The following is a 25,215-nucleotide window of genomic DNA, read 5'->3' on the forward strand; positions in this document are numbered from 1 at the left end:
CGCGCCCTTTTTACTCGATAAGCGAACGTGACGAGTTGAGCGTAACGAGAAGGCTACTCGTCGCCATCGCCACGGCGGCAAAGAGCGGGTTTATTGCACCGATAACGGCGAGAGGTACAGCGACCGAGTTGTACAGAAACGCCCAGCCGATGTTCTGACGCGTTCTGCGCCGCGCCGCGTTGGATATATCGACGACAGTTTCGAGCTTAGAAAGGTCGTCGTCGAGCACGGTGACATCGGCGGCGTCGGATGCGAGCGCCGTCCCTCCCCCCATGGCGACGCCGAGATCGGCTTCGGCAAGCGCGGGCGCGTCGTTGGTGCCGTCGCCGACCATCGCTATAACGCCTTCGTCACGGAGGCGTCGTACGGTCTCCGCCTTCGCCTCAGGAGGTACGCCGTCGAAGACCTTGTCGACTGCGTCGTTCCGGTCGTACCGACGTGTTGTCTCGCCCTCGTCGCCGGTTAGGACGACGACGCGTCTGCCTTGCTCCGCGACCGCCTCAACGACACCCCGCCAGCCCTCGCGTTCGCGTTCAGCCACGGTTACGACGCCGCGCGCCCTTCCTGACCAGCCCACGACGACGGGTCGTCCGTCCGAATCCTCGATCTCACCCCGCACGCCGTCGGTCTCCCAGCCCTCGTGTTCGAAAAGCTCAGGCGAGCCTACGAGAACCCTGTCGCCTTCCACGACGCCCTCGACTCCGTTCGTATGCTCAACGAACCCCGTGGCGTCCGCTGAGACACCGCCGTCGGCTACTGCGTCGGGTACGTCACCCTCGTAAGCCCGCACGACAGCCTCGGCGACGGGGTGTGACGACAGACGTTCGACACCGACGGCGCGTCTCAAAACATCCTCTCGTCGGGTGGTGCCCACGGCCTCCAGACGTCCCGTCGTGAGCGTCCCCGTCTTGTCGAAGACGAACGTGTCCACGTCGCGTATACGTTCGAAGACGGTGTCGTCCGAAACCACGATACGGCGCTCGACAGCCTCACGGACGCCCGAAGCGACTGCGAGAGGTGTTGCGAGACCGAGGGCGCACGGGCACGAGACGATCAGGACTGTCAGTGCGGTGAGAACCGACGCCTCGACGCCCGCGCCGACACCGATGCGGTAGACGAAGACGGCGACCGCGACGGTGATAACCAGAGGCACGAAGACGGTTGCGAGCCTGTCGGCGAGACGTTGGACGCCGCTCTCGGCGCTCTGCAGGTTCCAGAGAACGTTAGTGAGACGGTCGAGCGCCCCCTCGTCGCCAACGGCTTCGACGATCAGGGCGTCGTCTGTAACGACCGAACCGCCTACGACGTAGTCGCCCTCACCGACGTTCGTAGGCTCCGCCTCGCCCGTTACGACGGAGTCATCGACCGCGGCGGCTCCTTCGACCACGGTACCGTCGACGGGGACGCGTTCGCCCGAACGTACCAGAAGACGGTCGCCCTCGTCGATCTCCTCGATACCCACAGTCGTGCCGTCCTCGCGCCGCGCCTCGTCGACACGTACCTCGGTCATCTCCGAAAGCGTGCCGAGCGCGCGTCTCTTCATACGTCTCTCGTAGTAGCCGCCGACGGAGACGACGAGAACCACGGCGACGGAGACATCGTAGTAGAGATCGGTTCTGCCGAAGCCCAACGCCACGGTGCTGTAGACGTACGCGGAGACTGCGGCGAGTGCGACGAGGAGATCCATGTTGGGCTGTCGCGCGCGGAGGCTTACGTACGCGCCGCGGAGTATAGGCGCTCCGGTGTAGAAAAGAACGACAGACGACATAACGAAGATGTAGCCGAAGAGGAAGTAGCCCGCCGACGAACCGATCTCGAACAGGGGTTCGTAGCCGAAGTAGGTCGGATAGAGGAAGAAGACGTACCAGACCATGACCATCATACCGAAGAAGCCACCGACGATCAGGCGTCCGATGCTCTCGTTCTTCTTCTCGCGTTTCGCCTCGTCGTCGTACCTATGGCTCGCGTCGTACCCCGCTCCCGTAACCACACCGGGGAGTTCGTCCTCGCCGACCGCGCCGTCGTCGTAGTCGAGGCGTACGGTCTCCGTCGCGTAGCTCGCCGTCGCACCCTCTACACCCTCGTGGTCGGTCGCCGTCTTCTCGACGAAGACCTCGCACGCCGTGCAGTGCATACCGTCGACATGCAGGAAAGCTGTCTCGCATCCCTCAGGAGGTTCGTCGTCGGTGTCGTCGTGCGCCTCGTCGATATCGACGTCCCCAAGCGTGGTGTAGACCTCCTTACAGCCCTGACAACAGAACGTATCGCCGTCGTCCTCGACGCGTGTCTCACGCACCGGGAGGTCGCATAGCTTACACGTCTCCGTCATGGCTGTTCGGTCACCCCTCGCGGTCGGACGCCGTACAGCGCACCTCTGGATGTCAAGCCGGTGAGACGGACTCCTGAGACGGCGACATCATCAGGTACAGAGCCACGGTTATCAGAACCACGTTGACGACCGCGACGTACGGGAAGACCTCGGGACTCCAGACGGCGTAGCCCGTCGTCGGAACCAGCCCGAGCGCCGTCGCGAAGATAGCCTGTCTTGGTGTCACCATACGCGGAGGTACGTGTCTAACCCGTATGTAGCTTAGGATTCTCCCGTCTCGTCGCGTCAGAGGTACAGCCCGAACATTTTAGGGAACAGAGGTATACGTCTTGTCTCGCACGCAGTAGTACGGAGAGGCGTTTCGCAAGAACGATATGGAACGAGGCGGTACTACAAACGTAGAAACAAAAACAATGGCAACAGAAGACACCAAACGGGAGATAGGACACGATGAGTTCGACCCGGTAGGCACGCTTGTGTTGATAGCCGTCTACTTCGTGATACTTGTCGTCATGTGGATAGTCATGTGGCGTATAGAGTTCATAGGAAACGGACCGACGGTGATAGGATAATGGATATCCATAGGTTCGAGAAAGGCTGGCTCGTTGCCTCTCTCGTCCTCATAGTCTTCTTCATAGCGACGGTGGCGTACGTCAGCGCCGTGACGGGTATCGACATGGTCGACGACTCGGGCGGCGACATAGACGTAGACAACGTAAACCAGCACGACAACTTCTCGGATCCCGGTGTCGAACACGTCGGTGAGAACGAGTACGACGCCTACGTGATCGCACAGCAGTTCATATTCCGTCCGGGTTCCGAACCGTTCGGGGCTATACGCATACCCGCGAACTCGACGGTCAACTTCCACGTCACGAGTCAGGATGTCGTACACGGCTTTCAGATAGTCGGTACCAACGTCAACACGATGGTCGTACCCGGACAGATATCAGAGATAACAGTCGAGTTCAACGAGGCTGACGAGTACGGTATACTCTGCAACGAGTACTGTGGAAGCGGACACGCTGACATGGGCGGAAGTATAGAGGTCGTGCCGCGTAACGAATGGAACGGAACCGACGGGGGTGACGCCTGATGGCGTACGTCGACAGACGTCCGCTTGAGGCACGCGTGGTACGTGTAGCCTTCGGTGCGGCTTTTCTTTTCCTCGGACTCGGAGGACTCGGCGGTCTGATACAGTCGCTACACCGCACCGGTTACTTTCAGTTCATCGGCGAGATTACGGACGGGAACTACTACACAGTCCTCACGTCACACGGCGTCTTTATGGTACTTTTCTTCACCATCTTCTTCCTCATGGGCGCGTTCACGTGGGCACTGACGAGGAGTCTCGACCGCGACCTCAACAACCCGCGTATGACGAAGTACTGGATTACGTCGATGTGCGTGGGTGCGTTCCTGACAAGCCTCGCCATCATAGGTGGATTCACCAATGCGATCCCGATTGAGGCGAACGTACTTTACACGATGTACGCGCCGCTTCAGGCACATCCCCTCTACTACATCGGTCTAACCCTGTTCGTGACGGGAACGTGGGTTGCGGGATACGACTGGATATCGACTTACTGGGGCTGGCGCTCCGACAACCCCGACGAACGTATACCTCTGATGGCGTTCATGGTACTCACGACGATGTTGATGTGGTACATACTCACGGTCGGGATAGCGATCGAGGTTCTGTTCTTCCTCATACCTTGGTCGCTCGGTCTCGTAAACGAGATCAACCCGACGTTGACACGGACGCTGTTCTGGTACTTCGGACACGCTGTTGTCTACTTCTGGCTCCTCCCGGCGTACCTCCTCTGGTACGCAGTCTTACCGAAGCTTTCGGGCGGACGCCTGTTCAGCGATCCTCTCGCACGCGTCGTCTTCATACTGTTCCTGATACTCGGAACCCCCGTCGGTATACACCACCAGTACCTCGATCCGGGTATACCTGAGGGCTTCAAGTTCGTGGCGATGACCAACACGATGTTCCTACTCCTGCCTTCGCTACTGACGGCGTTCACCGTCGTGGCGAGCATTGAACACGGCGGTCGCCAGCGCGGAGGGAAGGGATACCTCGGATGGCTACGTACACTACCGTGGAAGAACCCCGCTTTCTCCGGTATGGCGCTTGCGGGTATCATGTTTGCCGCGGGCGGCTTCTCCGGCATGATAAACGCGGGTATGAACATCAACTACCTCGTCCACAACACGATCTGGGTTCCGGGACATTTCCACCTGACCGTCGGCACTGCGTCGGCGCTGACGTTCATGGCTGGGGCTTACTGGCTCGTCCCACAGATAACGGGTAAGAATCTGGCGGCGAAGAAGCTCGCCGCCGTACAGCCGTTCCTCTGGTTCGTAGGTATGACGTTCATGTCGAACGCGATGCACCGCGCGGGTCTGTTCGGAATGCCGCGCCGTACCTCCGAACCTATGTACGACGCATTCAGCTACGACCCGGCTATCGGTACTGTCGGCGAGGTGAACAGCCAGATAGCCCTTGGCGGCGTCATACTAACCGTCTCGCTCGGCATCTTCCTGTACGTCATCGTACGTACGTGGTTCGGTGGTGAAAAGGTCGAAAGCCCTGTTGACGCGGAGCTACCACCAGCTATGTCGGGACCCGAGCATTCGCCGCGCGTCCTCGACAACCTGAAACTCTGGGTCGGTGTCGCGGTGCTTCTCGTGATTCTGGCGTACACGGTTCCCATAGCCTACATCGCCACCGACGGTCTGTGGTCGGGAAGCGAGACGTACCCGGTCGTCGTCGACGCCTTGGATACCCTGGAGGTACTCCTCTGATGGAGAAACACCTCAAGTTTCTTATAGCCGCCGCCGTCTCTATACCAGTCTTCGTAGAGCTACGTACGTTCGGCGGTATGCTGTTGGGCTATGAGGTTTCGTTACCCGTCTCCGTCGTCGTCGGTATCGTAGTTGCGGCGCTCGTCGTCCTCGTCGACGAAAACGTCTCTTTCGATAGGTCGATGAGCCTGTAGTCAGGCGTCGCTGAACGTCTCGGTTCTTCTCGTTATCTCCGTATCCCGGAGCGATTCGGGCGGCGAGACACCGAAGTCGTCGGCTACCTCGTCGATACATCCGCGGTCAGGTATGAGGAAGGAGAAATGGTCGGGGACGTACCCAACACGTCTGTCGTGGTAGTTCGACGGCGTCTTCCCCTTTGCGCCCGCGCCGCCGACGGAGTCGGTACGTTCGAGCGTCCTGTAGTAGAGTCCGAGCGTCCTGTCGCTCGGCGTCCGGTAGTTGTAGAGGTCGCCCACGACGTTTCGGATCGCTTCGTAGTACTCACCCCCTTCCGTAACGGATTCGCCCGTTACCGTACCGCCAAGAACCGTCGCTGACTCAACGGCGTCCTCGAAGCCTGAGTCGTCGAGGCTCTTGAGCGCCGAGAACAACGGATGTGCGCCGAGCGAGTTGGAGATATAACGTACGTCTGTTTCGGGATTTTCGCGTAGATAGTCGGCGGTGAACTGAGCTAACTTTGGACCGTTCCATTTAGCAACGATCTTCCCCGACTCCCATTCGAACGCAGGCTGGTCGGTGTCCCACGTGAACCCGACCACGGGATGCGTGTAGCCGTTTAGCTCAAGCGCGTAACGCAGGAGCGACATCCTGCCCAGAGCGGCTTCCTCGTTTGCGAGCCATCCGTGTACGAAGACGGCTATCTCTTCGGGCGAACCGTCGTTACCGAGTCCGGGTATGTCGCCCTCCGTCCCGTAGTCCGTCGCATCGTGTCCGTCGTTGATGAACAGCCTACGAGGAACGCCGAGAGCACCGCCTATACGTCCTTCGGGTGTGAGCGGCGTGGCACGTATACGGCATCTGTTGAAATGCCCACGCGTCCGTACGCGGGGGAAGTCCTCGGGTCTGTGCTCGTGGAAGTACTTCTCGACGCCCGCTGAGAAGATGAGGAGGGCGACGGGATCCTTGAGGGGACCCAGACGGTTCGCGTGTTCGAGTATATCGATACCGCCTTCCTTTACCATGGCTGTGGTTGAAGACGCAGGCTTATGAAGCTTTGTTGCCGGAGCGTCCGTGTAACGTCCTAAACGCTATACAGAGGCTGTCCGAAACCTCCTACACGCCCTGACCCCGAAAGAAGGATACGCGGCGAGCCTTTCGTCGTGGTATGAGGGAGATAGACAACCTACGTAGCCTCGTCGGTCTACTTAGCGACGATGGGTTTGTTACGGCTCTGACGAACGCCGAGGAGGTTGTGAATGATGCCGAGGAGACGCTCGAACGCGTCGAACGTATCGAGGGCGAAGCCAACGAAGCCCTGCGCGAGGCGAACGTCGCGCTCGAACAGGTCGACCACCGTCTGCGCAGGTTCGACGAGACGGTTTCGTTGCCCGAAGCCAAGATAGAGGCGGGTTTCAGCATCGGTTTCTTCTTCTTCGCGCTGAACTCGTACCTCGCGGGAGACCTTCTTTTCGCGGTCGGTCTGGGCTTCATGGGTCTACTCGGCGCTTCGTCGCTCGTCGTGACGGTCGTAACGTTACCGCAGGTACGCCGTCTCCTAAACATCGGTGACTACGCCTCGGAGCAGATCGAGGAGACGGTTAGGCGCGGAAGGAAACGTTAGCCTCCGCAAGCCCGCCGTCAGCGGTTAGGCTCTAACAACGTCGACGGCGCGCGGTCCGTCGTCGCCCTCCTCCGTCCCAAACTCGACCTCGTCGTCCTCTTCGGGCGTGAAGCCCGTTACCTCCGTTATATGGAAGAAGACGTCCTCGTCTTCGGCTTCTGTCTCTATGAACCCGTAGCCCTTCTCGTCGTGGTAGAACTTGACTGTACCGGACGGCATCTCCGTAACAGAGAACCGTACTCAATAAAAGAATTTTGATATGAGGTACCGTTCGGGATCTACGGGTACCGAAGCTTCTGTACTGACTCCGTTGGCTGAACTTCGGGGGCGGGGTCGATACCCTGCGCTACGTCTTTACAGTCTTTTCCTCTCATCCCGGCGGACTCAGAGATACCCGTGCTGTTGAAAAGCCGGCGGTCGCCGTCGACCGCCACTGAGACATCGATGTCCGGTGGCGATATGCTCTCGAAGGCCACGTTGTGTGCGACAGTCGCCCCGGTGTCTATCGCCATTGTTCCTCCCTCAGGGATGTTTATACCGAACTCAGTTACGCCTTCCAGGTCTTCGTTTTCATCTATCCTACGGTTCATATCCTTAGCGTAGCTACCTTCGGCTCTGTCAGTTCCGGCGGCATACATTTCTAAGATATCGACCTTTGTATCGCTGTTGCCAGAAAGGTATAAACTGTCCGCGCGTATCGAGCTAAACACTATGCTAACGTTTTCGGCTGCGAACTCCTCCGTTTCATCAATATCAGCCGCAACTATGTCTACACGAATGTTGTCCACCTCTCCGGGAACCGGTATTGTCTTGAAGAAACCGAAGTTCCCTTTGATACTAACGTTGCCGTGGAGGTTTGCGGCGATCTGTGGAGCTTTCTGGCATTCAGAAACGGTGCCGAGTAGCGGATATATAGAACCACCGTCCTCGGTTTTGAGAGTACCAAAGTCGCTACTGAACTGTCCTATACCGGCACCGAGGGAGGCACCGACTAAACCGAATGTTAGTCCAACAATCAGAGTTAGAGTCACCGCTGTCAGGCTTATACCCAGCATTCCTGAGACTCTCCGATAATCTAACTTCCCACTCTCCCGGTATGTGAGCTGGACAGGTTCCGGGTCATCATCGGTCAATGTAAGAATCATTCCGGACTGTGGGTTAAAGAGTACACTTCTGTTTTTATCAAATCTGATAGAGCCGCCGCACTTACTATATGGAGGGGGTAAAAACTTGGTAGCAGATGAAGCCCATCCTAATCATGGTGGCGCTGGTATTCGTTACACTGTTCACCGGATGCATCGGAGACGCCGGCGAGGTCGTCGCAGACTCGGTCGAAGAGTCTGTGTCTGAGAACGTTCAACAGCAAGCGGAAGAAAAGATAGAGAAAAAGGTCGAACAGAAGGTGGAGGAGAACCTCAATGAGGTGGAGGACTGTATTGAGGAAGGGGGTACACAAGGAGCTATAGAGAACTGTACCAAAGAAGGGGTTGACGAGAAGGAGATACAGAACCTCATCGAAAATGAGTCGGTTTAATTCTGCCTTTTTACATAAAGCCGTGCCGCCGCCGAAGCGCCGACAGCCGCTATCCCCGCGAGGACGACGAACATCACCGTCGTCGTCGAGTAGGTGAGTATAGCGCCCGCGACGGTCGCACCGAGAGCGCCGACACCGAAGACGCCGAGGTAGGTGTAGCCGTACGAGACACCGCGCGCCTTCTCCGGCGTACTCCGGGCTATCGTGTTCTGGTACAACGGCTGTACGGTGAACAGGAAGAAGCCGAGCACGAGCGAGACGGCGACAAGGGCGGTGGAGGACGGAAGAGCAGGTACGAATGCGAGCGCGATAACCGCGAGCGTACCGTATCCCACAGCCATCCACCGTTCGGTCTCGCCGTCGGCAAGGCGTCCACCGACGTACTGTCCCGCGACGCCGACCGCGAGAAGCGCGGAGTAGACGTAACGCGAAGCCTCGAACTCCAGTCCGAGACCGGGGTTGAACTCAACGGTATCCCCGAGTATGTCGGGTAGGAAGGTGAGTATCCCGCGGTAGTAGAGACCCGACGCCATGACGACGACGAAGACGAGCGCGAACGTCGAGGCAAAAAGGGCGCGCGACTCTGCGACGAAGCCGGCGTCCGTATCGCCTGTCTCCTCACCCCCTCCGTCCGTGGCGACGGGTTCGTCTATGTCGAGACGGAGAGCGAAGACGGCGGCGGCGATCGCGGGGACGGCGAGAACGACGGCGACCGCCTGCCAGTCGAAGAAGACGAGAAGAACCGCGGTCACGAACGGTCCCGCGCCTATGCCTATGTTACCCGCGATACCGTGGTAGCCGAGCGCGCGCCCGCGGCGGTCTACGCCCTTGGAGATGAGCGTAAGACCCGCGGGGTGGTAGACGCTCGCCGACGCACCCCAGACGCAGAGTCCGACGGCGACCCCGGCGAGTCCGGGAACGACGCTCATGGTGAGAAATCCGGTTGCCATACCGACTAGACACGTGATTATGAGAGGGCGCGAGCCTATACGGTCGGAGAGAACACCGCCGGGTAGAGCGCCGAGACCGAACAGCGCGTAGCCGACGCCTACGACGATTCCGAGTATGAAACGCGAGACACCGAACTCGTTTAGCCACGGTACCATCAGTATAGGTATAGAAAGCTCGTACGTATGAACCGCGGCGTGTGAGACAGACGTGATACCGATTATCGACCTGTCTTCAGACACGTACGGTACTCGTCTACGCCGACCTATATCGGCGTCGGTTCCGAACGAGAGCGACCTGACGTAGGTTAGGAGTGCGAGAGTACTACGAACGCCCAAGTATAGTTAACATTCATCCAGTAAAGTCGCCCATTTGCGTGAATAATCCAACATGTAAAATGATGAGAAAAGCTTATAACGAGGTAGCACTTGAGACATAGTAGAGCGAGAGATGACAGACGAAGACGCACCTATCGTCCCCGACGTTCGTGGCAGAAACAGACGTAGAGAGAACGTCGAGGAGGCACACGTAGACGGGGAAGGTATACGCGAGGAGATGGAGGCACTCCGCGACGAAGCGCCCTTCGTGCCCACCGTAGCCAAACGCCGAGAGGAACGTATCAGGGACGCCGTAGGCGCGGACGACTAAGTCGTCGCGTACGGTTCGTCAGACCAGAACTCGGAGCCTTTCTTGAGCTTTTCGACCCACGTGTCGTCGTCGCGCGCGAGTAGGGTGACGAGCGAACGCGGAACCTCCTTACGCGTCGCGTAGCCGTCGAGTTCCTCCTGCACCGTATCCGTAAACTCCTGCACGTCCTCGTGTTCGGGCATCGCATCGCGGTCGAGGCGCGCGCGCGAATGTCCGACATGCATGTACGCCTTCGTCTCTATGAAGTCGGGCGAGGCGCGTTCGTACAGACGCGCGAACCCCTCAGGGTCGTCGTCGTTCCATCCGTCGATGAGCGTCGTACGTACGACGGTGCGCCCGTCCTTGTCGGCGAGTACGTCGAGGGTGTCCATGAGCGAGTCCCACGCGTCGCCGTCGACCGCACGCACCACCTCGTCGAAGGTTTGGCGATCCGCCGCGTCGACGCTGATGTACGTCTGCGTGGGTTCACAGTCGGCGATAACGTCGGGGTTCGTCCCGTTAGAGACGAGGAACGTCGTGATCCCACGGTCGTGGAACTCGTCGATGAGTTCGGGGAGGTACGGGTAGAGCGTAGGCTCTCCGTCGAGCGAGATGGCTACGTGCCGCGGCTTCATTGCGTCCTCGAAACGTTCCTCCGGCACGTCGTCGTTGCCCTTGTACCCGCCGAGAAGCTTACGCTGTAGCTCTATGCTCGCGTCGGCGACCGCCGAGGGGTCGTCCCATTCGGCGTCAACCTCCCATGCGTGTCCCTCATGGTCGCGCCAGCAGAAGACGCATCTTTCGTTACACGTCACGACGGGCGTCATCTGGACGCAACGGTGTGACTCTATGCCGTAGAAGACGTACTTATAACACTTGCCATCTCCTACAAGAGCATTTTTCGTCCATCCGCACGTCTGGCATGCGGTGTGGTTCTCCATATGGTAGTCGGGCTTCGAGATCTGCGTCGTCTCTCCGTCCTCCACAGCGGCATCTTTCTCCTTGTCTCTCATCGTGACGGTGTTGTCGCCCCGAACTGTTATGGCTTGCCCTGTGGATCCGTGTTAGGATCCGGATCTTGTGGCATAAGTTCAGCTCTCCGTTGGACAGCTTCCGGAGGTTGATCTCTCTGACACTTCTACCGTGCGCGAGCGTTCTATCCGACATCACGGCTTGGAGGATAAGATGTTGGGTTGAGTTTACGACGAAAGAAGACGGGGAGGATGTATAGATGAGTACCGTGATGACGGTAGAAAGGCTCATATCCTTGGAGAAGGTTAAATAAAATCCGGAAGCTGAGCTATACAGACACGAGATCGTCATCGGGGAACGTACAGTAACTACAAGATCATGGACGAATGGTCGACGGACATAACGGTCGGTGGCTTCGGAAACCCGGCTGAGATGAGATGGATGACCGTCCGGTCGTGGGACTCCTTCACCAGCCTCTTTGAGAACGCGGTACATCTCGACGCTGTCACGTACTGTGAATCGCCTGACCTCTTACTTGACCTGTTTGAGAAGGATGGGTTCAGTCTCGAATCGCTTGATATCGTCGTCGGCAACCGTGAGGAGTACCAGTCCGCTGTGAACGAGGTCGACGTGGCGCGTAGACTCTCCGAATACTACGCTCAGAATAAGCTGACAGTCCGTCTTAAGAATAGGAAGGTTATCCATGCCAAGCTATACCGCGCTGTCAACCCCGGCGACAAGGTTACGCTCATCGCCGGAAGCCCAAACCTGTCGTACAACAGCTGGAGGAACCAGACGAATCAGGTAACCGTCTTCGAGACGGATCAGGGATCCAAGTTTGACACGCGTTTCGTAGAATGGATAGAGGACTTCCGAGGGTACACCGACGATATTTTTCTGGAGGATCTGGCTGACCGTCTGGAGGAGGCTGACGACGAGGAGGAACGCGAACGTAAGATAGAGCTATGGGTCGACAACCGTGACACCTCACTGACCGAACGCGGCGAACTACATACGAAGGCGGCGGAGGAGCTTGAGAAGGTAGGTGCTGATATAACACGCACGGTCGTAGAGTCAGACGATCCCGAAGAGGGGGACGAAACCGTGTACGTGGAACAGGGCGAGGACGGTGAGATACTGCCGGAGAATGAAGACGGTGAAGGGGATGTTACCTCGGTCAAGACGCCGGGGTACAGTATCACACTTTCTACGCAGAGCCTCGACGGCGGATACGTGAAAGACGTTGAGAACGAACTGAAACGTAGGGGTGCGGACGTTGGACCCAACACGATGACGGTACCTGTCGGTGAGTACACCGGCTATCTCAAGAGACAGTACAGCGTGCCGAAGCTCTGGATAGATCACGAACGCGTACATCTACAGGACGGCGAGCATCACCGTGTACTTACCGCTAACTCGGCTCCGGATTCCGAAACGGTCGACGAAGATCTGGAGAACATCGAGAGGTATGTCGAAACAGTCGACAGGTGGGGGGAGACCAACAACACGAATGCCGTGATGGCGCATATGTACGAGGGTATTATCTACTTCCTCTGGTCGCCGTTCGTGAACCTGTACGCGGAGTCTTTCTACGGTAGCGTCACACTCGACAACGTACTCCAGTACCTGTATATACACGGGGAGTCCGACGCAGGTAAGGACAAGTTCGTCGAGTTCTGTCTCCGTCTCATCTCAGACGACCTCGTCCGCAGTGGTGCGGACGGGGACAGTATAGGAAAGACACGTATACGTGCTCTACGCGGGATCGATACGGTGTTCCCGTTCGCTGTCTCGGATATCTCGAAAAGTACGATAGAGCAGATAGACACGTTGAGAAACTACTGGGAGGAGTCGTGGTCGCCCGGAAACGACGTGTCGTATCCGACGGTAATCTTCACGAGCAACGACTCACGCCCCAAGGACTGGTTCCGGAACCGGACGAAGATGCTATATTTCGACGTTACGTTCCCTTCCGAACCCGAGGATGAGAACTTCATCGAGGCACAGCGCGACCTGAACGGGATACTCAACGAAAAGAACCATATCTTCGCGTACGTCTCGCGGCGCGTTCTCAGGGACAGACCGTACGAGAACGCCACGGCTACGATCGACGACGTGCGTGAGGTACTCGTCGACCTGTACGGTGAAGCCGACAGACGGATCCCTGAGTACTTCCCCGAGAAGCCCGCTAACAGGGAGTACGATATAGGCAAACGCAAATGGAAAAGCGCCAGGGATCGCGGTGATGTAACTTTCGAACGGAACGGTGATCATCTCATCGCCGAGTTCGATCTTGAGCAACACGAGGTATGGAGCTACAGGAAGATACTACCTACGAAGGCACGTCCTGATAAACAGGGTCGGAAGATCGTCATAAGGAACCCTGACCACTTCTGGAAATGGATCGATCAAGAAACCGGTGGGGAGGACGAAGGCTTCCTTTCGAGGTTCTTCTAAACACCCCTACTTCCCCACCTCCACACGGATCAGCTCCGAGCGGTTTAGTACCCCTCTACATCCACACCGATCCTCTCAAAGTCGGAGACGTTCCGTGTAACAACCGGAGCACCGATACCGCGCGCGACCCCGGCGATGAGAATGTCCGCCGAAAGATTAGGTTCGTAGTCGCCGGAGCCGCGTAGCTTGGCTTCGATACGCGCGGCTTCAAGCGCCTGAGTCCCGTCGAACGGTTCGACGGTGAGCCAGCCGAAGTCGGCGAGAACGTCGTCGAAGCTCGGTATCGGATCCTCAACCATCATCTTCCCTACGGCTATCTCCTTCAGGTTGATACTCGACGTGACGAGCTTCTCGTTGCTGTCTTGTCTCTCTAAGAACTCCGCTACGTCCTCGTCTCCGCGCTGGTGATCCACGAGGAAGGTCGTGTCAAGAAGTTTCATTCGAGTGCTTCCCGCTGTCTCTCCGCCGAGGATTCCGACAGATCCCTTCTCTGCTCTTTGACGACTTCTTTGAGTTCCTCTCCTTCCTCTTCGAGCTTTCCGAAGGACTTCCTCCAGTCCGACTGTGCGTCCTCCACGAGGCGATCTATCGTATCGCTGAAGCTCTCGTCCTCGCGCTTCTCCGCCGAGAGGCGTTCGTACACCTCCTCCCTGACCCCTATCGTCTTGGTCGTCATCGGTTTGTGTTTGTGTGCGTAAGCACAAAATACTTTTGTCGCCTGGATGTTTTGCTCGTCAGGATTACCGTAGACAAGGCACGCGGAACACTTCTCGGCTTGGCGTGCGGCGACGCCCTCGTACACCCGTTCTGATACCACCCAAACTGTTATTCTCATAGACATGTAACTAATGATATACATGTCAAGTCCGGAGAAGTTCGTTCAGACCGAACTCCCCAAAAGGAGTACGAAAGGCTGGCTCGGATAGCAGAGAAGGAACGATAAATAAAAGCGAGGTTCAAGCCAAAGACCGAACGACCTACGGCGCTTTTCCTCGATACCAGCGCACTCTTCGCTTACTTCGACCTCGACACACGGGAACACGACGAGGTGAAGACGTTCTTCAGCGAACTGCTACCCGAGTTACCGTACCGCCCTCCTTATACAGATCAGTACGTCGTCGACGAACTCGTCACGCCCCTTCTCTACAAGGCGGACAGGGCGAAAGCCACCAAGGCGTACGGATCCATCACCGAATCCGAAGCCATACAGCTACTCTCGGTCGGCGACTCTGTCTTCGTTAAGACGTGAGAAGAGTTCGTTGAAGAAAACGAATCCGTACCGTTTACCGACCACACCGTAGGAGTCCAAGCGCGAGAGAAGGGCATCGGGTACGTTTTGACGTGCGACGGCGACTTCAAGAGCCTCGGTCTGAACAGGATACCTCGGTGACCCGTCATCAGATCTTTGGTCTCAGGGGTTACCTGTTTCCGACGTTCGGACAGCCTGTTTACGCCGCACCTCCCGTACCGCAAGAGAGTTCGGAGGTTGGATAAAACCTATGACAGAACATCCGACGGTTATGGCTTGCCCGTCTCTTCATACCGCCGAACTCATCCGTTCCGCGTCCTTACCCCGTCTATGCTGTCCGAAACCAGAGAGAACGTACAGAGCATGAGGAAGCTTATCAACGACCTACAGGAGATAGAGGAGGTCGTCGACAGCGCGCCCGGTATCGTGCAGGACGCCGAACAGCTGGTGGGACGGGTGGAGAGCCTCGAAGGGGAGATAAGGAACCTGACCGACGAGGTACAGCAGACGACCGAGGAGATACAGCTCAGGGTCGAGATGCGTGTCGAGGTCGCGGGCACGATAGCGTTCGCAACCCTCGCCGCCGAACGTTACGTGTCTGGGAACGGTATCGGAACCGTCGGCTTCTCTCTGCTTGCAGGTCTCTTCTTCCTCGCGTTTGTCGAGACGCTCGTCAAGAAGAAGAGGGATCTCGGTCATTTCCTCTGACTACCGCGAACGCAACGCGGCTTCGTCGCCCCCTGTCGCGTCACCGTGCTCCGTCCTTATCAGAAGCGCGACCGCCCCGCCCGCGGCGGCGATAAGGGCGAGAACGCCGTACATCGAAGAGACACCGACGGAGTCAACGAGAGCGCCCGCGACCAGCTGTCCCGCGCCCGCTCCCGCGCCGAACGTGGCGCTCCAGACGAGCGTCTGCGCCGTTGATGACAACGAGTCGGGGGCGAGTGAGTCGGCGAGTGAGACGGCGGCGAGGTAGAAAGCCGCGAACGAGACACCCGTGACGAGGTGTGAGACAACCACGACGCCGGGCGACGATACGAGGTAGTAGACGGCGTACTTGACCGCGTACGCGAAGCCACCGAGTGCGAGCAGGTATCTGTAACGCGAAGTGAGACGGAACAGGTAGACGAAGCCTATCGCCTCCACGACTGTGAGAACGAACCATGCGACTCCCGTCGTCGTGTCTGAGCCTCCTATCTCGCGTACGTAGACGGAGAAGAAGTCGTTCCCCGATAACAGCGTGAAGCCGACGAGGGAGGCGGACGCGAGCAGTAGTAGGAACTCCCTGTCGGTAACGAGACGTACGGCGTCGCGTCCTACGACACCGACTGTGTTCGCGTCGCGCGACGGAACGCCCCACGCCGCGACGACGAGCGCCGCCATGCCGAGAGAGTAGACGTAGAAGATAACGCCGCTACCGAGTTCGGCGATGAGAAAGCCGTACCCGAGGCTACCGAGACCGAAGGCGATGCTACCGAACGCACGTACGCGCCCGTACTCGACGCCTGTCGAAAGGACGAGCGAGTCGGTGATAGGCGATATAGGAGCGTAGAATACGGCGTAAACGACCGTCCCGGCGAAGAGCACCGCGAACGTCGCCTCGAAACGCGGTGCGAGAGGATACGCGAGGACGGCGACTGCCGTAACCGCCGCCGCGACCACGAGAACCTCGCGCTGTGCGCCTTTCCAGTCCGTAACTAAGCCCCAGACGGGCTGTGCCGCAGTCGCCGCGACGGTGATCGTCGCGCCTATGATGCCCATCTGAACCCCCGTCATGCCTATATCTTCGAGGAAGATGTTGCGGAAGGTTCCAAAGCCGCTCAGTGCGGCGAAGTACGCGAGGTAGATCAGACGGTACCGCGTGGCTTCGTTCACGGTTCGAACTGTGACGGAACCGTCTTTGTGGTTGTGGTACGGAAAGAGAAGACGGATTCGTGGTAGTGTGAGCAGGTGTCGGAACCGTCTTTGCCGTACGGAAGCACCGGTGGGCTTATGCGTCGCGGTTCGCACGTCTCTCACATGCCTTACAGACAGTTCGAGGGCGGACGCGAGTACCTCCTGCGTCTCGAAAACGGACGTGACTGGCGCGGACAGATAGAGGAGTTCGCCGACGAGGAAGGTATAGACGCCGCGTGGTTCAACGGTATGGGTGCGGCGACCGACGCCACCATCTGGTTCTACGATCAGGATACGAAGGAGTACCTGCCCAAGGAGTTTGACGAACCGTTCGAGGTTGCGGCGGCTGTCGGTAACGTATCCTTCCTCGACGGCGAGAGGTTCGCGCACACACACGTCCTTCTGACGCGTGAGGATGGGAGCACCGTCGGGGGACATCTCGACTCCGCGACGGCGTTCGCGGGTGAGGTTTACGTCCGTGAGTTCGACGGACGTGTAGAGCGTGAACACGACGAAACGACCGACCTCGACCTGTGGTCGGACGACAGCCTCGACGGTTCCTAACCCGTCTCCGAACCCGATACGGCTTCCGACGCCTCGGCGAGAGCCTCTGCGTCGGTGCGTGCCCTTTCGCGTAGGTCGTATACACCGTGGTAGTCGTCGGGTTCGCGTTCCCTGCGCGATGCGACTCCGACGACCTTCGATATGCCGCCGTACTCCGAAACCACGAGGTCGCTCGCGAGCGACGGCATACCTGCGCGTTCTGCGAGTTCGCCCGCCGCCGTCCGTCCGGCGTAGACGTTTCCCTCGTCGAGATCGACGAGGAACATAGCAAAAGGCTCCTCACCGAACTGTGACCGGAGGAAACGTTGCGCCGTCTCGTCTTCCCACGGTAAACCGTCGACGTCGCCGAGACGGTGTAGCGCCTTCGCCGCGGCGGAGCAGTAGACGCAGTCGCCGTCGTAGATAAGAACCGAGGGCATACGCAGTATAGCCGGCGCGCGGTTAAACAACCACCGGTCGCCACCGTTAATACCGAACCGCACGTCATGATCCGTATGGGAACAAAGCTCAACGAGATCCACGGACTGCTCGAAGAACTCGAATATCCGGTCACCGGCGAGGAGGCTATAGAGAGCATCGGCGAAACGACGCTCCTGCTCGCCGACGGTGAAGAGAGTCTCGGACGTGTGATATCCGAGATCAACGACGAAAGCTTCGGTAGCGCGACGGAGCTGGAGGAGGAGATATACGCGAACCTGCCGACAGAAGCCGTCGGAGAACCCGGACAGTCGGAGGGTGACGCCTGAATGCGCGTCCTCCGTTTCGACTCAGTCTCGCGCGAAGAGCGTGCTTCCATCATCGACCGTACTCCGTCGGCGGACGTGGAGGAGGACGTACGCCCTATAGTGGAGAAGGTTCGTGAGAAGGGCGACGAAGCTCTGCGCGGGTACACGCGCGAGTTCGACGGCGTGGAGGTTGAGGAGATACGGGTTTCGGATGACCGTATTGAGGATGCGCGCGACGCGTGCGACGACGGCGTTCTACGCGCCGTAGACGACGCGGCGGAAAGGATACGCGGCTTCCATGAGAAACAGGTACGAGACGACCGGAGTGCGTCCGAAAACGGTATCGAGGTCGGCAGGCGTTTCGTACCCCTCGGCTCGGCGGGGGCTTACGTACCCGGCGGCGGCGCGGCGTATCCCTCAACGGCTCTTATGACGGTGATACCGGCGCGCGTCGCAGGCGTCGAACGCGTCGTTGCGTGTACGCCGCCGCCGGTTCCGGACGCAACGCTCGCCGCCCTTGACGTTGCGGGCGCTGACGACGTCTACCGCGTCGGCGGGGCGCAGGCTATCACGGCGATGGGGTACGGAACCGAGACGGTCGCGTCTTGCGACGCCGTCGTAGGTCCCGGAAACGTCTACGTCACGGAGGCGAAGAGACAGGTACGTGACGACGACGGGGCGCGTATCGAGTTCCCCGCGGGACCGAGCGAGGTGGTCGTTATCGCCGACAGCACGGGCGACGCCGGAAACATAGCCGCCGACATGGTTGCACAGACGGAGCACGACGCCGACGCGAGCGCCGTACTCGCAACGACCGACGGTGAACTCGCGCGTGATGTCGCCGATGAGGTCGAGAGACGTGTCGAAGACGCGGAACGCTCCGAGACGATGAGTGCGGCGACGTGTGAGATACTCGTCGGCGACCTCGACGCGTGCATAGGCTTTGCAAACGAGTACGCACCCGAACATCTCTCGGTCGTAACGCGTGATGACGACGCCGTTCTCAGACGTATACGTAACGCCGGTTCCGTCTTCCTCGGAACGAACACTCCCGTTGCGGCGGGCGACTACGCGACAGGTACCAACCACGTCCTACCGACGGGAGGCGGTGCGCGTCTTCACGGAGGGCTTAACGTCGACGACTTCGTACGCGCTACGACGTACCAACGTCTCGACGAGGAAGGTGTCGAGCGCCTCGCGGAGACGGTCACGACGCTCGCACGCGCCGAGGGTCTTGAGGCGCACGCACGGTCGGTTGAGGAACGTCTACGTAGACAGGAACCGGAAGATATGAAACGTGAGAGCGACCCTTAGACGTATGGAAAGAAGCTACGCCGCCGAACTTACACCGGGTGAGGATGTCGTCGTCAAGGGCTGGGTACACGAGGTACGTGACCTCGGAGGTATAGCGTTCGTCATACTCCGCGACACGTCGGGGAAGGTGCAGATAAAGTTGGACGACTCGGTCGACGAAGAACTCGTCGAACGCGGTACGTCGCTCTCGCGCGAGAGTGTGGTCGCTGTCGAAGGAACCGTCGAGGAGGAGGAGCGCGCGCCGACGGGTATCGAGATACTACCGACGGGGTTAGACGTTCTGAACGAGGCGGAACCCGAACTACCCCTCGACCCGTCGGGGAAGGTAGACGCGGAGCTACCGACGCGTCTCGACAACAGGACGCTCGACCTGCGTAAGGACGAGGTGAAGGCTATCTTCGAGATACGCGGTGAGGTACAGGACGCTCTGAGGAAGAAGTTCCGTGAACTCAACGCGACGGAGATAAACACTCCCAAGATCGTCGCAACCGCAACCGAAGGCGGAACCGACCTCTTCCCCATCTCGTACTTCGAGCGCGAGGCGTTCATGAACCAGTCGCCACAGCTGTTCAAGCAGATGATGGTCGGTAGCGGTCTCGAACGCGTCTTTGAGATAGGACCTATCTTCCGCGCCGAGGAGCACAACACGCCGCGCCATCTCAACGAGGCTACGAGCATCGACTTCGAGAGCGCGTTTGTCGACGACGACGAGGCGATGGAGTTCTGTCAGGACGTAACGGTCTCGGCGTACGAACGCGTCTACGAGGACTGTCAGGAACAGCTTGACGCTATCGGTGTCGACCTTGAGGTGCCTGAAACGCCTTTCGAGTACCTGACCTACGATGAGGCTATAGAGCTCGCCAACTCCGAGGGGATCGAGCACCAGCTCGAATGGGGCGACGACCTGACGACCAAGGCGGAGACGGCGCTCGGCGACGCGATCGGCGAGCACTACTTCGTTACGGACTGGCCCGCGGACGCGAAGCCTTTCTACGTAATGAAGGACGACGAGACGGCGCGCGCGTACGACATGATGCATCCGCGTATGGAGCTTATGAGCGGGGGTCAGCGCGAGCACCGTGTTGACCGTCTACGTAAGGAGATAGAGGCGCAGGGTCTCGAACCCGAGGAGTTCGAGTACTACCTACGCGGTTTCCGTTACGGTATGCCGCCTCATGCAGGATGGGGTCTGGGTCTCGAACGCCTCCTCGCCACGATGCTCGACATAGAAAACGTCCGCGAGGTCGTCCTGTTCCCGCGCGACCGACAGCGCCTCGCGCCCTGAGGTGACAGATTGACACGAGCATTCGCACCCGGACATATCACGGCTTTCTTCGCCGCGGTTAGACGCGACGATCCCCTCGACACGGGTTCGCGCGGCGCAGGTATCGTCGTCGACGACGGCGTGACGGTCGATGTACACGACGCCGAGGAGACGACGGTGACGCTCGACGGCGAGGGGGTTGACTTCGAACCCGTCGAACGCGTCTTGGAGATGCTGGAGGTGACCGCAGGCGTTGATATTGAGACGGACGTCCCTGTCGGGTCCGGCTTCGGTGTCAGCGGAGCCGCGGCGCTTGCGACCTCCATAGCCGCCAACGAGGAGTTCTCCTTAGGACACGATGACGAACAGACGATAGCCGCGGCGCACGTCGCCGACGTTCTCGCGGGAACGGGTCTCGGCGACGTCGTACCTCAGTCGATAGGCGGTATCGTAACCCGCGTCGAACCCGGCGCGCCAGAGATAGGTCTGTTCGGGAGCGTCGAACACGACGACCCGCGTATCGGATACACGGTCTTCGGTAGCCTCGAAACAGCCGATGTACTCGAAGACGACGAGGCGATGGAACGCGTCGACAAGGCTGGCGAGTCGGCGCTCGACGGTCTTCTCAAGGATCCCAGCATACAGGAGCTTGTCGACCTTTCGTGGGAGTTCGCTCTCGAAGCGGGTCTTACGACGGAACGCGTCGAGGATGGGGTCGGCGATATCCGTTCCTCAGGAGGTAAGGCAGGTATGGCTATGTTGGGAGAGACGGTGTACGGTACGGGAGACGACGGCGTTATCAGCGGTTTCGAGGACGTGACACGCGTCTGCGACGACGGCGCTAAGCTTCTGTAGCCGACTCGTCGAACATGTCCTCGCGCGCCCGCTCTTCCTTCTCCTCCTGCTCCTTCTTCTCCTTGATCTTCTTCAGCCTGAATATCTCCTCGCGCTCCATCTCTTCGAGACGTAGCTCTATGAACTCCTGAGCGTCCTTGAGTTCGGGTATGAGCTTGAACTCCAGAGCGTTCACGCGACGTTTCGTCTTCTCTATCTCCTCAAGCATCTTCTTCATCGCCGTCTCTATCTCCGCGGCGAGTATGATCGTATCGAGAAGCTCCTCGTACGCCTCCGCCGCCTCGTCGATACGCGCGCTGGTTTCGAGGAGGCTGTATCCGCGTTCGCCAACGTCCTTCTGAACCTTGGAGCCTTCTATCTGAGGGACGACCACGCCCATTATGTTCTTGGATTCGAGCGTGATACGCGGCGTTTCGGCACGCGCCGACGCCGCACCGCGTACGGCAACGTCGCCGTCGAGCGCGCGTGCCTTGTCTATCCTCTTTTGTGCGCGCTCGTAGTCGTCGCTAAGGTTCTCGCGCACGTCCTGCGACTCCTCAAGTATCTCCATGAACTCCATGATGAGACCGTCGCGTTTCTTCTCCAGCGTCTCGTGACCCTGCTCAGACAGCTCTATACGCTCCTTTATCTCCATCAGATCCTTACGCGTCGGCTTTACCTCGTCCTCTATAGCCATTGTTAAGCTGTCGCCTCGGCTTCCTTCTCTTCCTCGTCCTCTCCTCTGTAGTACTCCTCCACAAAGTCGTCGTCGATACGTTTGAGTTCGCTCTTGGGGAGCGTCGACAGGAGTTCCCATGAGATACCGAGCGTCTCTTCGAGCGACCGGTTTGTTGTCCAGCCCTGATCGACGAGTTCGTCCTCAAACGCATCGGCGAAGTCAAGGAAGAGGTTGTCGCGGTCGCTCAGAGCCTCGCGTCCGACGATGTTGACGAGGTCACGGAGGTCGTTACCCTCGGCGTACGCGGCGTAAAGCTGGTTCGCAACGTCACCGTGATCCTCGCGCGTGTAGCCCTCTCCGATACCGTCGTCCATGAGGCGGGAGAGCGACGGCAGTACGTCGACCGGTGGTTCACGTCCCTCGGATTCGAGGCGGCGGTCGATGTATATCTGACCCTCGGTAATGTAGCCCGTCAGATCGGGTATGGGATGAGTGTCGTCGTCGCCCGGCATCGTCAGAATCGGAATCTGTGTCACGGAGCCTTCGAGACCCTTTATGCGCCCGGCGCGCTCGTACAGTTCTGCGAGGTCGGTGTACATGTAGCCCGGATAGCCGCGGCGTCCGGGTACCTCCTCGCGCGCCGCGCCTATCTCACGGAGCGCCTCGCAGTAATTGGTCATGTCTGTCAGGATGACGAGGACGTGATAGCCCTTGTCAAAGGCGAGGTACTCCGCCGTCGTGAGCGCCATACGCGGTGTGACGATACGTTCGACGGCGGGGTCGTCGGCGAGGTTCTGGAAGACGACCGAGCGTTCGAGAGCACCGGTGCGTTCGAACTCCTCAAGGAACTCGTTCGCCTCCTCCTGCGTGATACCCATCGCTCCGAAGATGACGGCGAACTCCTCGTCCTCGCCCTCTTCGTCGCCCTCTCCGATGTCGTCGCGTACGTCCGCCTGCCGCGCGATCTGGAGCGCGAGTTCGTTGTGCGGAAGTCCCGAACCGCTGAATATGGGTAGCTTCTGACCGCGGACGAGCGTGTTCATGCCGTCTATAGCGCTCACACCCGTCTGTATGAACTCGTCGGGGTACTCGCGCGCGTGCGGGTTTATCGCCGAACCGATGATGTCGCGGCGATCCTCCGGCACGATCTCGGCTCCGCCGTCGATAGGTTCGCCGCGTCCCGAAAGAACGCGTCCGAGAAGATCCTCGGTGACGGGCATCTTCATCGTCTCGCCGAGGAAACGGACGCTTGAGTTACGGTCGAGTTCGTCGGTTCCTTCGAAGACCTGAAGACTGACGATCTCCTCTCCGGATTCGAGGACCTGTCCGCGTTTGGTGGAGCCGTCGGGTAGCTTTATCTCGACGATCTCGTCGTATCCGACGGGTTCGTCTACCTCTACGAAGACGAGCGGTCCGCTTATCTCTGTTATAGTTTTGTATTCCTTCATCGTTCACCTCACGCTAACTCGTTGAAGTCGTCGTCGAGTCCTTCGTCGATCTCCTCTACGAGCGGCTCCCAGTTCTCCTCCGTCGGTATGTCGAACAGACGTTCCGCGGAGTCGACGTCCTGTATCTCCTCGACAGGCACACCGGCGTCGAGAGCGTCGAAGGCGAGGTCGTTGAACTTACGTATGAGACGGAGCATCTCGAACTGCTTGTTGAGGTCGCAGTACGTGTCGATGTCGTGGAAAGCGTCTTGCTGGAGGAAGACCTCGCGTATGTAACGCGCGACCTCAAGCGTAAGCTGTTGATCCTCAGGGAGTGCGTCCTTACCGACCAACTGGACGACCTCCTGTAGCTCGTCCTCCTCGTCGAGTACGCCGACAGCCCACTGGCGTGTCTCCGCCCAGTCGTCGTCGACCTCGTCGGCGAAGAAGTCGTCAAGCTGGGACTTGTAGAGCGAGTACGAGTCGTTCCAGTTTATGGCGGGGAAATGTCGGCGTTCGGCGAGGTCGGCGTCGAGCGCCCAGAACGTCTTGACGATACGGAGCGTGTTCTGCGTAACAGGCTCGGAGAAGTCACCACCGGGCGGAGAGACGGCACCGATGACGCTTATGGAGCCGTCGCGTCCGCCGAGCGTCTCGACACGTCCGCCGCGTTCGTAGAACTCGGCGAGCGCCGCGGCGAGGTAAGCCGGATATCCTTCTTCGCCCGGCATCTCCTCAAGACGTGACGATATCTCGCGCATCGCCTCCGCCCACCGGGACGTCGAGTCCGCCATCAGGGCGACGTCGTAGCCCATGTCACGGTAGTACTCGGCGAGCGTGATTCCTGTGTAGATACACGACTCACGCGCCGCGACGGGCATGTTCGAAGTGTTGGCGATGAGCGATGTACGTGACATCAGGGGCTTGCCCGTCTTGGGGTCTTCGAGTTCGGGGAAGTCGTCTATGACCTCGGTCATCTCGTTTCCGCGTTCGCCGCATCCGACGTAGACGACGATGTCGGCGTCCGACCATTTCGCTAACTGGTGCTGTGTGACCGTCTTACCGCTACCGAACGGCCCCGGAATCGCCGCCGTACCGCCCTTCGCTATGGGGAACAGCGTGTCGAGTATACGTTGACCGGTCACGAGCGGCGTACGCGGCGTCTGCTTGCGCTCGACGGGGCGCGCCTTGCGCACGGGCCACTCCTGAAGCATCGTGATCTCGCCCCCGTCTTCGAGAACAACGACAGGATCCTCGACGGTGTACTCGCCCTCGTTGACATCGGCGACTGTACCGCCTTCGTCGGGCGGAACCATCACCTTGTGGTCGATACTCTCCGTCTCAGGAACGGTACCGACTATGTCGCCTTCCTCTATCTCGTCGCCCTCCTCGACCTCAGGCGTGAACTCCCACACCTTTTCGAGGTCGATACCGGGGGCGTCGACACCGCGGTCAAGGAAGTCGCCCATCTCCTCTTCGAGTATGTCGAGCGGACGCTGAACGCCGTCGTATATGGAGTCGAGTACGCCCGGACCGAGTTCGACGCTCAGGGGCGAACCTGTGGTAACGACGGGTTCGCCCGGCGCTATACCGCTCGTCTCCTCGTAGACCTGTACGGTCGTAACCTCTCCTTCGATCTCGATAACCTCACCCATCAGACCTTCTTCGCCCACACGTACCACGTCGTTCATCCGCGCGTCGAGACCCTTCGCCTCGACGACGGGACCGCTCACGTTCGTGATACGTCCTTCGTCTTCCGTTTCGGCTGTTTCTGCCTTGCTCAT

Annotated in this window: 29 protein-coding genes; 15 read left to right on the top strand and 14 right to left on the bottom strand. The window is 59.2% G+C overall.

The window, feature by feature from the left end; genetic code table 11:
* Positions 1-10: 10 nt before the first annotated feature.
* Together EGH25_RS07190 and EGH25_RS07195 are read right to left on the bottom strand one after the other, a co-directional pair.
* Positions 11-2,329 carry a heavy metal translocating P-type ATPase gene (locus EGH25_RS07190; protein ID WP_266087148.1) on the bottom strand — a complete coding sequence of 773 codons (2,319 nt, stop codon included), beginning with the start codon at positions 2,327-2,329 and terminating at the stop codon, positions 11-13.
* Positions 2,330-2,381: 52 nt separating this feature from the next.
* The gene (locus tag EGH25_RS07195) at positions 2,382-2,558 is read right to left on the bottom strand and encodes a DUF8131 family protein (RefSeq protein ID WP_266087149.1); all 177 of its coding nucleotides are present in this window, start codon (positions 2,556-2,558) and stop codon (positions 2,382-2,384) included.
* 184 nt (positions 2,559-2,742) lie between these two features.
* Here EGH25_RS07195 and EGH25_RS07200 point away from each other — a divergent pair, with 184 nt between their 5' ends.
* From EGH25_RS07200 to EGH25_RS07215, 4 genes are read left to right on the top strand one after another with little or no spacing between them, the layout of a single operon-like run.
* Entirely contained in the window at positions 2,743-2,901 is a 159-nt protein-coding gene (locus EGH25_RS07200) for a cytochrome oxidase (RefSeq protein ID WP_266087151.1), read from the top strand.
* Positions 2,901-3,425: a cytochrome c oxidase subunit II gene (locus tag EGH25_RS07205; protein ID WP_266087153.1), complete on the top strand. Its 525-nt coding sequence runs from the start codon at positions 2,901-2,903 to the stop codon at positions 3,423-3,425. The genes EGH25_RS07200 and EGH25_RS07205 overlap by 1 nt, the downstream gene beginning before the upstream one ends.
* Complete coding sequence (locus EGH25_RS07210; protein WP_266087155.1) at positions 3,425-5,140, top strand: b(o/a)3-type cytochrome-c oxidase subunit 1; 1,716 nt, start codon at positions 3,425-3,427, stop codon at positions 5,138-5,140. Before EGH25_RS07205 ends, EGH25_RS07210 begins: the two co-directional genes overlap by 1 nt.
* A complete protein-coding gene (locus EGH25_RS07215) occupies positions 5,140-5,334 on the top strand; it encodes a hypothetical protein (protein ID WP_266087157.1) in 195 nt (64 codons plus the stop codon). Before EGH25_RS07210 ends, EGH25_RS07215 begins: the two co-directional genes overlap by 1 nt.
* On the opposite strand, the gene EGH25_RS07220 is transcribed toward EGH25_RS07215, so the two are convergent.
* On the bottom strand, positions 5,335-6,342 hold the full coding sequence (locus tag EGH25_RS07220; RefSeq protein ID WP_266087159.1) for an alpha/beta hydrolase: 1,008 nt from the start codon (positions 6,340-6,342) through the stop codon (positions 5,335-5,337).
* Positions 6,343-6,485: 143 nt separating this feature from the next.
* On the opposite strand from EGH25_RS07220, the gene EGH25_RS07225 reads away from it, so the two are divergent.
* Entirely contained in the window at positions 6,486-6,941 is a 456-nt protein-coding gene (locus EGH25_RS07225) for a hypothetical protein (RefSeq protein ID WP_266087161.1), read from the top strand.
* A 24-nt stretch (positions 6,942-6,965) separates the two neighbouring features.
* Here the strand turns inward: EGH25_RS07225 and EGH25_RS07230 are convergent, their stop codons facing one another.
* Complete coding sequence (locus EGH25_RS07230; RefSeq protein ID WP_266087163.1) at positions 6,966-7,160, bottom strand: cold-shock protein; 195 nt, start codon at positions 7,158-7,160, stop codon at positions 6,966-6,968.
* A gap of 59 nt (positions 7,161-7,219) precedes the next feature.
* Positions 7,220-8,074, bottom strand: coding sequence for a hypothetical protein (locus EGH25_RS07235; protein ID WP_266087165.1), 855 nt, complete (start codon positions 8,072-8,074; stop codon positions 7,220-7,222).
* Positions 8,075-8,181: 107 nt separating this feature from the next.
* Between EGH25_RS07235 and EGH25_RS07240 the strand changes: the two genes are divergently transcribed.
* Positions 8,182-8,475 (top strand): hypothetical protein, encoded by a 294-nt coding sequence (locus EGH25_RS07240; RefSeq protein WP_266087167.1) that lies wholly within the window; start codon positions 8,182-8,184, stop codon positions 8,473-8,475.
* Here EGH25_RS07240 and EGH25_RS07245 read toward each other — a convergent pair.
* Positions 8,472-9,665, bottom strand: a complete 1,194-nt coding sequence (locus EGH25_RS07245; protein WP_266087169.1) for an MFS transporter — start codon at positions 9,663-9,665, stop codon at positions 8,472-8,474. The two genes, EGH25_RS07240 and EGH25_RS07245, sit on opposite strands and share 4 nt — an antisense overlap.
* A gap of 208 nt (positions 9,666-9,873) precedes the next feature.
* Between EGH25_RS07245 and EGH25_RS07250 the strand changes: the two genes are divergently transcribed.
* A complete protein-coding gene (locus EGH25_RS07250) occupies positions 9,874-10,071 on the top strand; it encodes a hypothetical protein (protein WP_266087171.1) in 198 nt (65 codons plus the stop codon).
* Here EGH25_RS07250 and twy1 read toward each other — a convergent pair.
* Positions 10,068-11,063, bottom strand: coding sequence for a 4-demethylwyosine synthase TYW1 (twy1, locus tag EGH25_RS07255; protein WP_266087173.1), 996 nt, complete (start codon positions 11,061-11,063; stop codon positions 10,068-10,070). The two genes, EGH25_RS07250 and twy1, sit on opposite strands and share 4 nt — an antisense overlap.
* A 337-nt stretch (positions 11,064-11,400) precedes the next feature.
* Here twy1 and EGH25_RS07260 point away from each other — a divergent pair, with 337 nt between their 5' ends.
* Positions 11,401-13,479, top strand: a complete 2,079-nt coding sequence (locus EGH25_RS07260) for a phospholipase D family protein (protein WP_266087175.1) — start codon at positions 11,401-11,403, stop codon at positions 13,477-13,479.
* Between the two features lie 44 nt (positions 13,480-13,523).
* Here EGH25_RS07260 and EGH25_RS07265 read toward each other — a convergent pair whose 3' ends face one another.
* The gene (locus tag EGH25_RS07265; protein WP_266087177.1) at positions 13,524-13,919 is read right to left on the bottom strand and encodes a PIN domain-containing protein; all 396 of its coding nucleotides are present in this window, start codon (positions 13,917-13,919) and stop codon (positions 13,524-13,526) included.
* On the bottom strand, positions 13,916-14,155 hold the full coding sequence (locus EGH25_RS07270) for an antitoxin VapB family protein (protein WP_266087180.1): 240 nt from the start codon (positions 14,153-14,155) through the stop codon (positions 13,916-13,918). The genes EGH25_RS07265 and EGH25_RS07270 overlap by 4 nt, the downstream gene beginning before the upstream one ends.
* Positions 14,156-14,527: 372 nt before the next feature.
* On the opposite strand from EGH25_RS07270, the gene EGH25_RS07275 reads away from it, so the two are divergent.
* Together EGH25_RS07275 and EGH25_RS07280 are read left to right on the top strand one after the other, a co-directional pair.
* Entirely contained in the window at positions 14,528-14,728 is a 201-nt protein-coding gene (locus EGH25_RS07275; protein ID WP_266087182.1) for a hypothetical protein, read from the top strand.
* 330 nt (positions 14,729-15,058) lie between these two features.
* The gene (locus EGH25_RS07280) at positions 15,059-15,436 is read left to right on the top strand and encodes a hypothetical protein (protein ID WP_266087184.1); all 378 of its coding nucleotides are present in this window, start codon (positions 15,059-15,061) and stop codon (positions 15,434-15,436) included.
* Here EGH25_RS07280 and EGH25_RS07285 read toward each other — a convergent pair whose 3' ends face one another.
* Positions 15,437-16,603, bottom strand: coding sequence for an MFS transporter (locus EGH25_RS07285; RefSeq protein WP_266087186.1), 1,167 nt, complete (start codon positions 16,601-16,603; stop codon positions 15,437-15,439).
* 144 nt (positions 16,604-16,747) lie between these two features.
* On the opposite strand from EGH25_RS07285, the gene EGH25_RS07290 reads away from it, so the two are divergent.
* Positions 16,748-17,188, top strand: coding sequence for a PPC domain-containing DNA-binding protein (locus EGH25_RS07290; RefSeq protein ID WP_266087188.1), 441 nt, complete (start codon positions 16,748-16,750; stop codon positions 17,186-17,188).
* Here the strand turns inward: EGH25_RS07290 and EGH25_RS07295 are convergent.
* Positions 17,185-17,607 (bottom strand): thiol-disulfide oxidoreductase DCC family protein, encoded by a 423-nt coding sequence (locus EGH25_RS07295; protein ID WP_266087190.1) that lies wholly within the window; start codon positions 17,605-17,607, stop codon positions 17,185-17,187. The genes EGH25_RS07290 and EGH25_RS07295 overlap by 4 nt on opposite strands.
* A 75-nt stretch (positions 17,608-17,682) precedes the next feature.
* Here EGH25_RS07295 and EGH25_RS07300 point away from each other — a divergent pair, with 75 nt between their 5' ends.
* The 4 genes from EGH25_RS07300 to EGH25_RS07315 are packed head-to-tail and all read left to right on the top strand — an operon-like array spanning position 17,683 to position 21,346.
* Positions 17,683-17,934, top strand: a complete 252-nt coding sequence (locus EGH25_RS07300) for a DUF5789 family protein (RefSeq protein WP_266087192.1) — start codon at positions 17,683-17,685, stop codon at positions 17,932-17,934.
* Positions 17,935-19,227, top strand: a complete 1,293-nt coding sequence (gene hisD, locus EGH25_RS07305; RefSeq protein WP_266087194.1) for a histidinol dehydrogenase — start codon at positions 17,935-17,937, stop codon at positions 19,225-19,227. It begins immediately after the preceding gene.
* A 4-nt stretch (positions 19,228-19,231) separates the two neighbouring features.
* A complete protein-coding gene (aspS, locus tag EGH25_RS07310) occupies positions 19,232-20,512 on the top strand; it encodes an aspartate--tRNA(Asn) ligase (protein WP_266087196.1) in 1,281 nt (426 codons plus the stop codon).
* Between the two features lie 9 nt (positions 20,513-20,521).
* Positions 20,522-21,346: a pantoate kinase gene (locus tag EGH25_RS07315; protein ID WP_266087198.1), complete on the top strand. Its 825-nt coding sequence runs from the start codon at positions 20,522-20,524 to the stop codon at positions 21,344-21,346.
* Here the strand turns inward: EGH25_RS07315 and EGH25_RS07320 are convergent.
* Genes EGH25_RS07320 through EGH25_RS07330 form a run of 3 tightly spaced genes read right to left on the bottom strand, consistent with a single transcriptional unit; the run spans position 21,333 to position 25,215 of the window.
* On the bottom strand, positions 21,333-22,016 hold the full coding sequence (locus tag EGH25_RS07320; RefSeq protein ID WP_266087368.1) for a V-type ATP synthase subunit D: 684 nt from the start codon (positions 22,014-22,016) through the stop codon (positions 21,333-21,335). The genes EGH25_RS07315 and EGH25_RS07320 overlap by 14 nt on opposite strands.
* A gap of 8 nt (positions 22,017-22,024) precedes the next feature.
* Positions 22,025-23,452 carry a V-type ATP synthase subunit B gene (locus tag EGH25_RS07325; protein WP_266087200.1) on the bottom strand — a complete coding sequence of 476 codons (1,428 nt, stop codon included), beginning with the start codon at positions 23,450-23,452 and terminating at the stop codon, positions 22,025-22,027.
* Between the two features lie 8 nt (positions 23,453-23,460).
* A complete protein-coding gene (locus EGH25_RS07330) occupies positions 23,461-25,215 on the bottom strand; it encodes an ATP synthase subunit A (RefSeq protein ID WP_266087202.1) in 1,755 nt (584 codons plus the stop codon).

It is taken from the genome of Halorutilus salinus, from assembly GCF_026242195.1.
Lineage (GTDB): Archaea > Halobacteriota > Halobacteria > Halobacteriales > Halorutilaceae > Halorutilus > Halorutilus salinus.

Excerpts from the sequence above, each read along its gene's own strand:
- twy1 (WP_266087173.1), bottom strand. The coding sequence starts at position 11,063 with ATGAGAGACAAGGAGAAAGATGCCGCTGTGGAGGACGGAGAGACGACG.
- EGH25_RS07210 (WP_266087155.1), top strand. The coding sequence starts at position 3,425 with ATGGCGTACGTCGACAGACGTCCGCTTGAGGCACGCGTGGTACGTGTA.
- EGH25_RS07260 (WP_266087175.1), top strand. The coding sequence starts at position 11,401 with ATGGACGAATGGTCGACGGACATAACGGTCGGTGGCTTCGGAAACCCG.
- EGH25_RS07290 (WP_266087188.1), top strand. The coding sequence starts at position 16,748 with ATGCCTTACAGACAGTTCGAGGGCGGACGCGAGTACCTCCTGCGTCTC.
- EGH25_RS07230 (WP_266087163.1), bottom strand. The coding sequence starts at position 7,160 with ATGCCGTCCGGTACAGTCAAGTTCTACCACGACGAGAAGGGCTACGGG.
- EGH25_RS07190 (WP_266087148.1), bottom strand. The coding sequence starts at position 2,329 with ATGACGGAGACGTGTAAGCTATGCGACCTCCCGGTGCGTGAGACACGC.
- aspS (WP_266087196.1), top strand. The coding sequence starts at position 19,232 with ATGGAAAGAAGCTACGCCGCCGAACTTACACCGGGTGAGGATGTCGTC.
- EGH25_RS07205 (WP_266087153.1), top strand. The coding sequence starts at position 2,901 with ATGGATATCCATAGGTTCGAGAAAGGCTGGCTCGTTGCCTCTCTCGTC.
- EGH25_RS07240 (WP_266087167.1), top strand. The coding sequence starts at position 8,182 with ATGAAGCCCATCCTAATCATGGTGGCGCTGGTATTCGTTACACTGTTC.
- EGH25_RS07280 (WP_266087184.1), top strand. The coding sequence starts at position 15,059 with ATGCTGTCCGAAACCAGAGAGAACGTACAGAGCATGAGGAAGCTTATC.
- EGH25_RS07195 (WP_266087149.1), bottom strand. The coding sequence starts at position 2,558 with ATGGTGACACCAAGACAGGCTATCTTCGCGACGGCGCTCGGGCTGGTT.
- EGH25_RS07225 (WP_266087161.1), top strand. The coding sequence starts at position 6,486 with ATGAGGGAGATAGACAACCTACGTAGCCTCGTCGGTCTACTTAGCGAC.
- EGH25_RS07200 (WP_266087151.1), top strand. The coding sequence starts at position 2,743 with ATGGCAACAGAAGACACCAAACGGGAGATAGGACACGATGAGTTCGAC.
- EGH25_RS07325 (WP_266087200.1), bottom strand. The coding sequence starts at position 23,452 with ATGAAGGAATACAAAACTATAACAGAGATAAGCGGACCGCTCGTCTTC.
- EGH25_RS07215 (WP_266087157.1), top strand. The coding sequence starts at position 5,140 with ATGGAGAAACACCTCAAGTTTCTTATAGCCGCCGCCGTCTCTATACCA.
- hisD (WP_266087194.1), top strand. The coding sequence starts at position 17,935 with ATGCGCGTCCTCCGTTTCGACTCAGTCTCGCGCGAAGAGCGTGCTTCC.
- EGH25_RS07330 (WP_266087202.1), bottom strand. The coding sequence starts at position 25,215 with ATGAGCAAGGCAGAAACAGCCGAAACGGAAGACGAAGGACGTATCACG.
- EGH25_RS07270 (WP_266087180.1), bottom strand. The coding sequence starts at position 14,155 with ATGACGACCAAGACGATAGGGGTCAGGGAGGAGGTGTACGAACGCCTC.
- EGH25_RS07220 (WP_266087159.1), bottom strand. The coding sequence starts at position 6,342 with ATGGTAAAGGAAGGCGGTATCGATATACTCGAACACGCGAACCGTCTG.
- EGH25_RS07265 (WP_266087177.1), bottom strand. The coding sequence starts at position 13,919 with ATGAAACTTCTTGACACGACCTTCCTCGTGGATCACCAGCGCGGAGAC.
- EGH25_RS07295 (WP_266087190.1), bottom strand. The coding sequence starts at position 17,607 with ATGCCCTCGGTTCTTATCTACGACGGCGACTGCGTCTACTGCTCCGCC.
- EGH25_RS07300 (WP_266087192.1), top strand. The coding sequence starts at position 17,683 with ATGGGAACAAAGCTCAACGAGATCCACGGACTGCTCGAAGAACTCGAA.
- EGH25_RS07250 (WP_266087171.1), top strand. The coding sequence starts at position 9,874 with ATGACAGACGAAGACGCACCTATCGTCCCCGACGTTCGTGGCAGAAAC.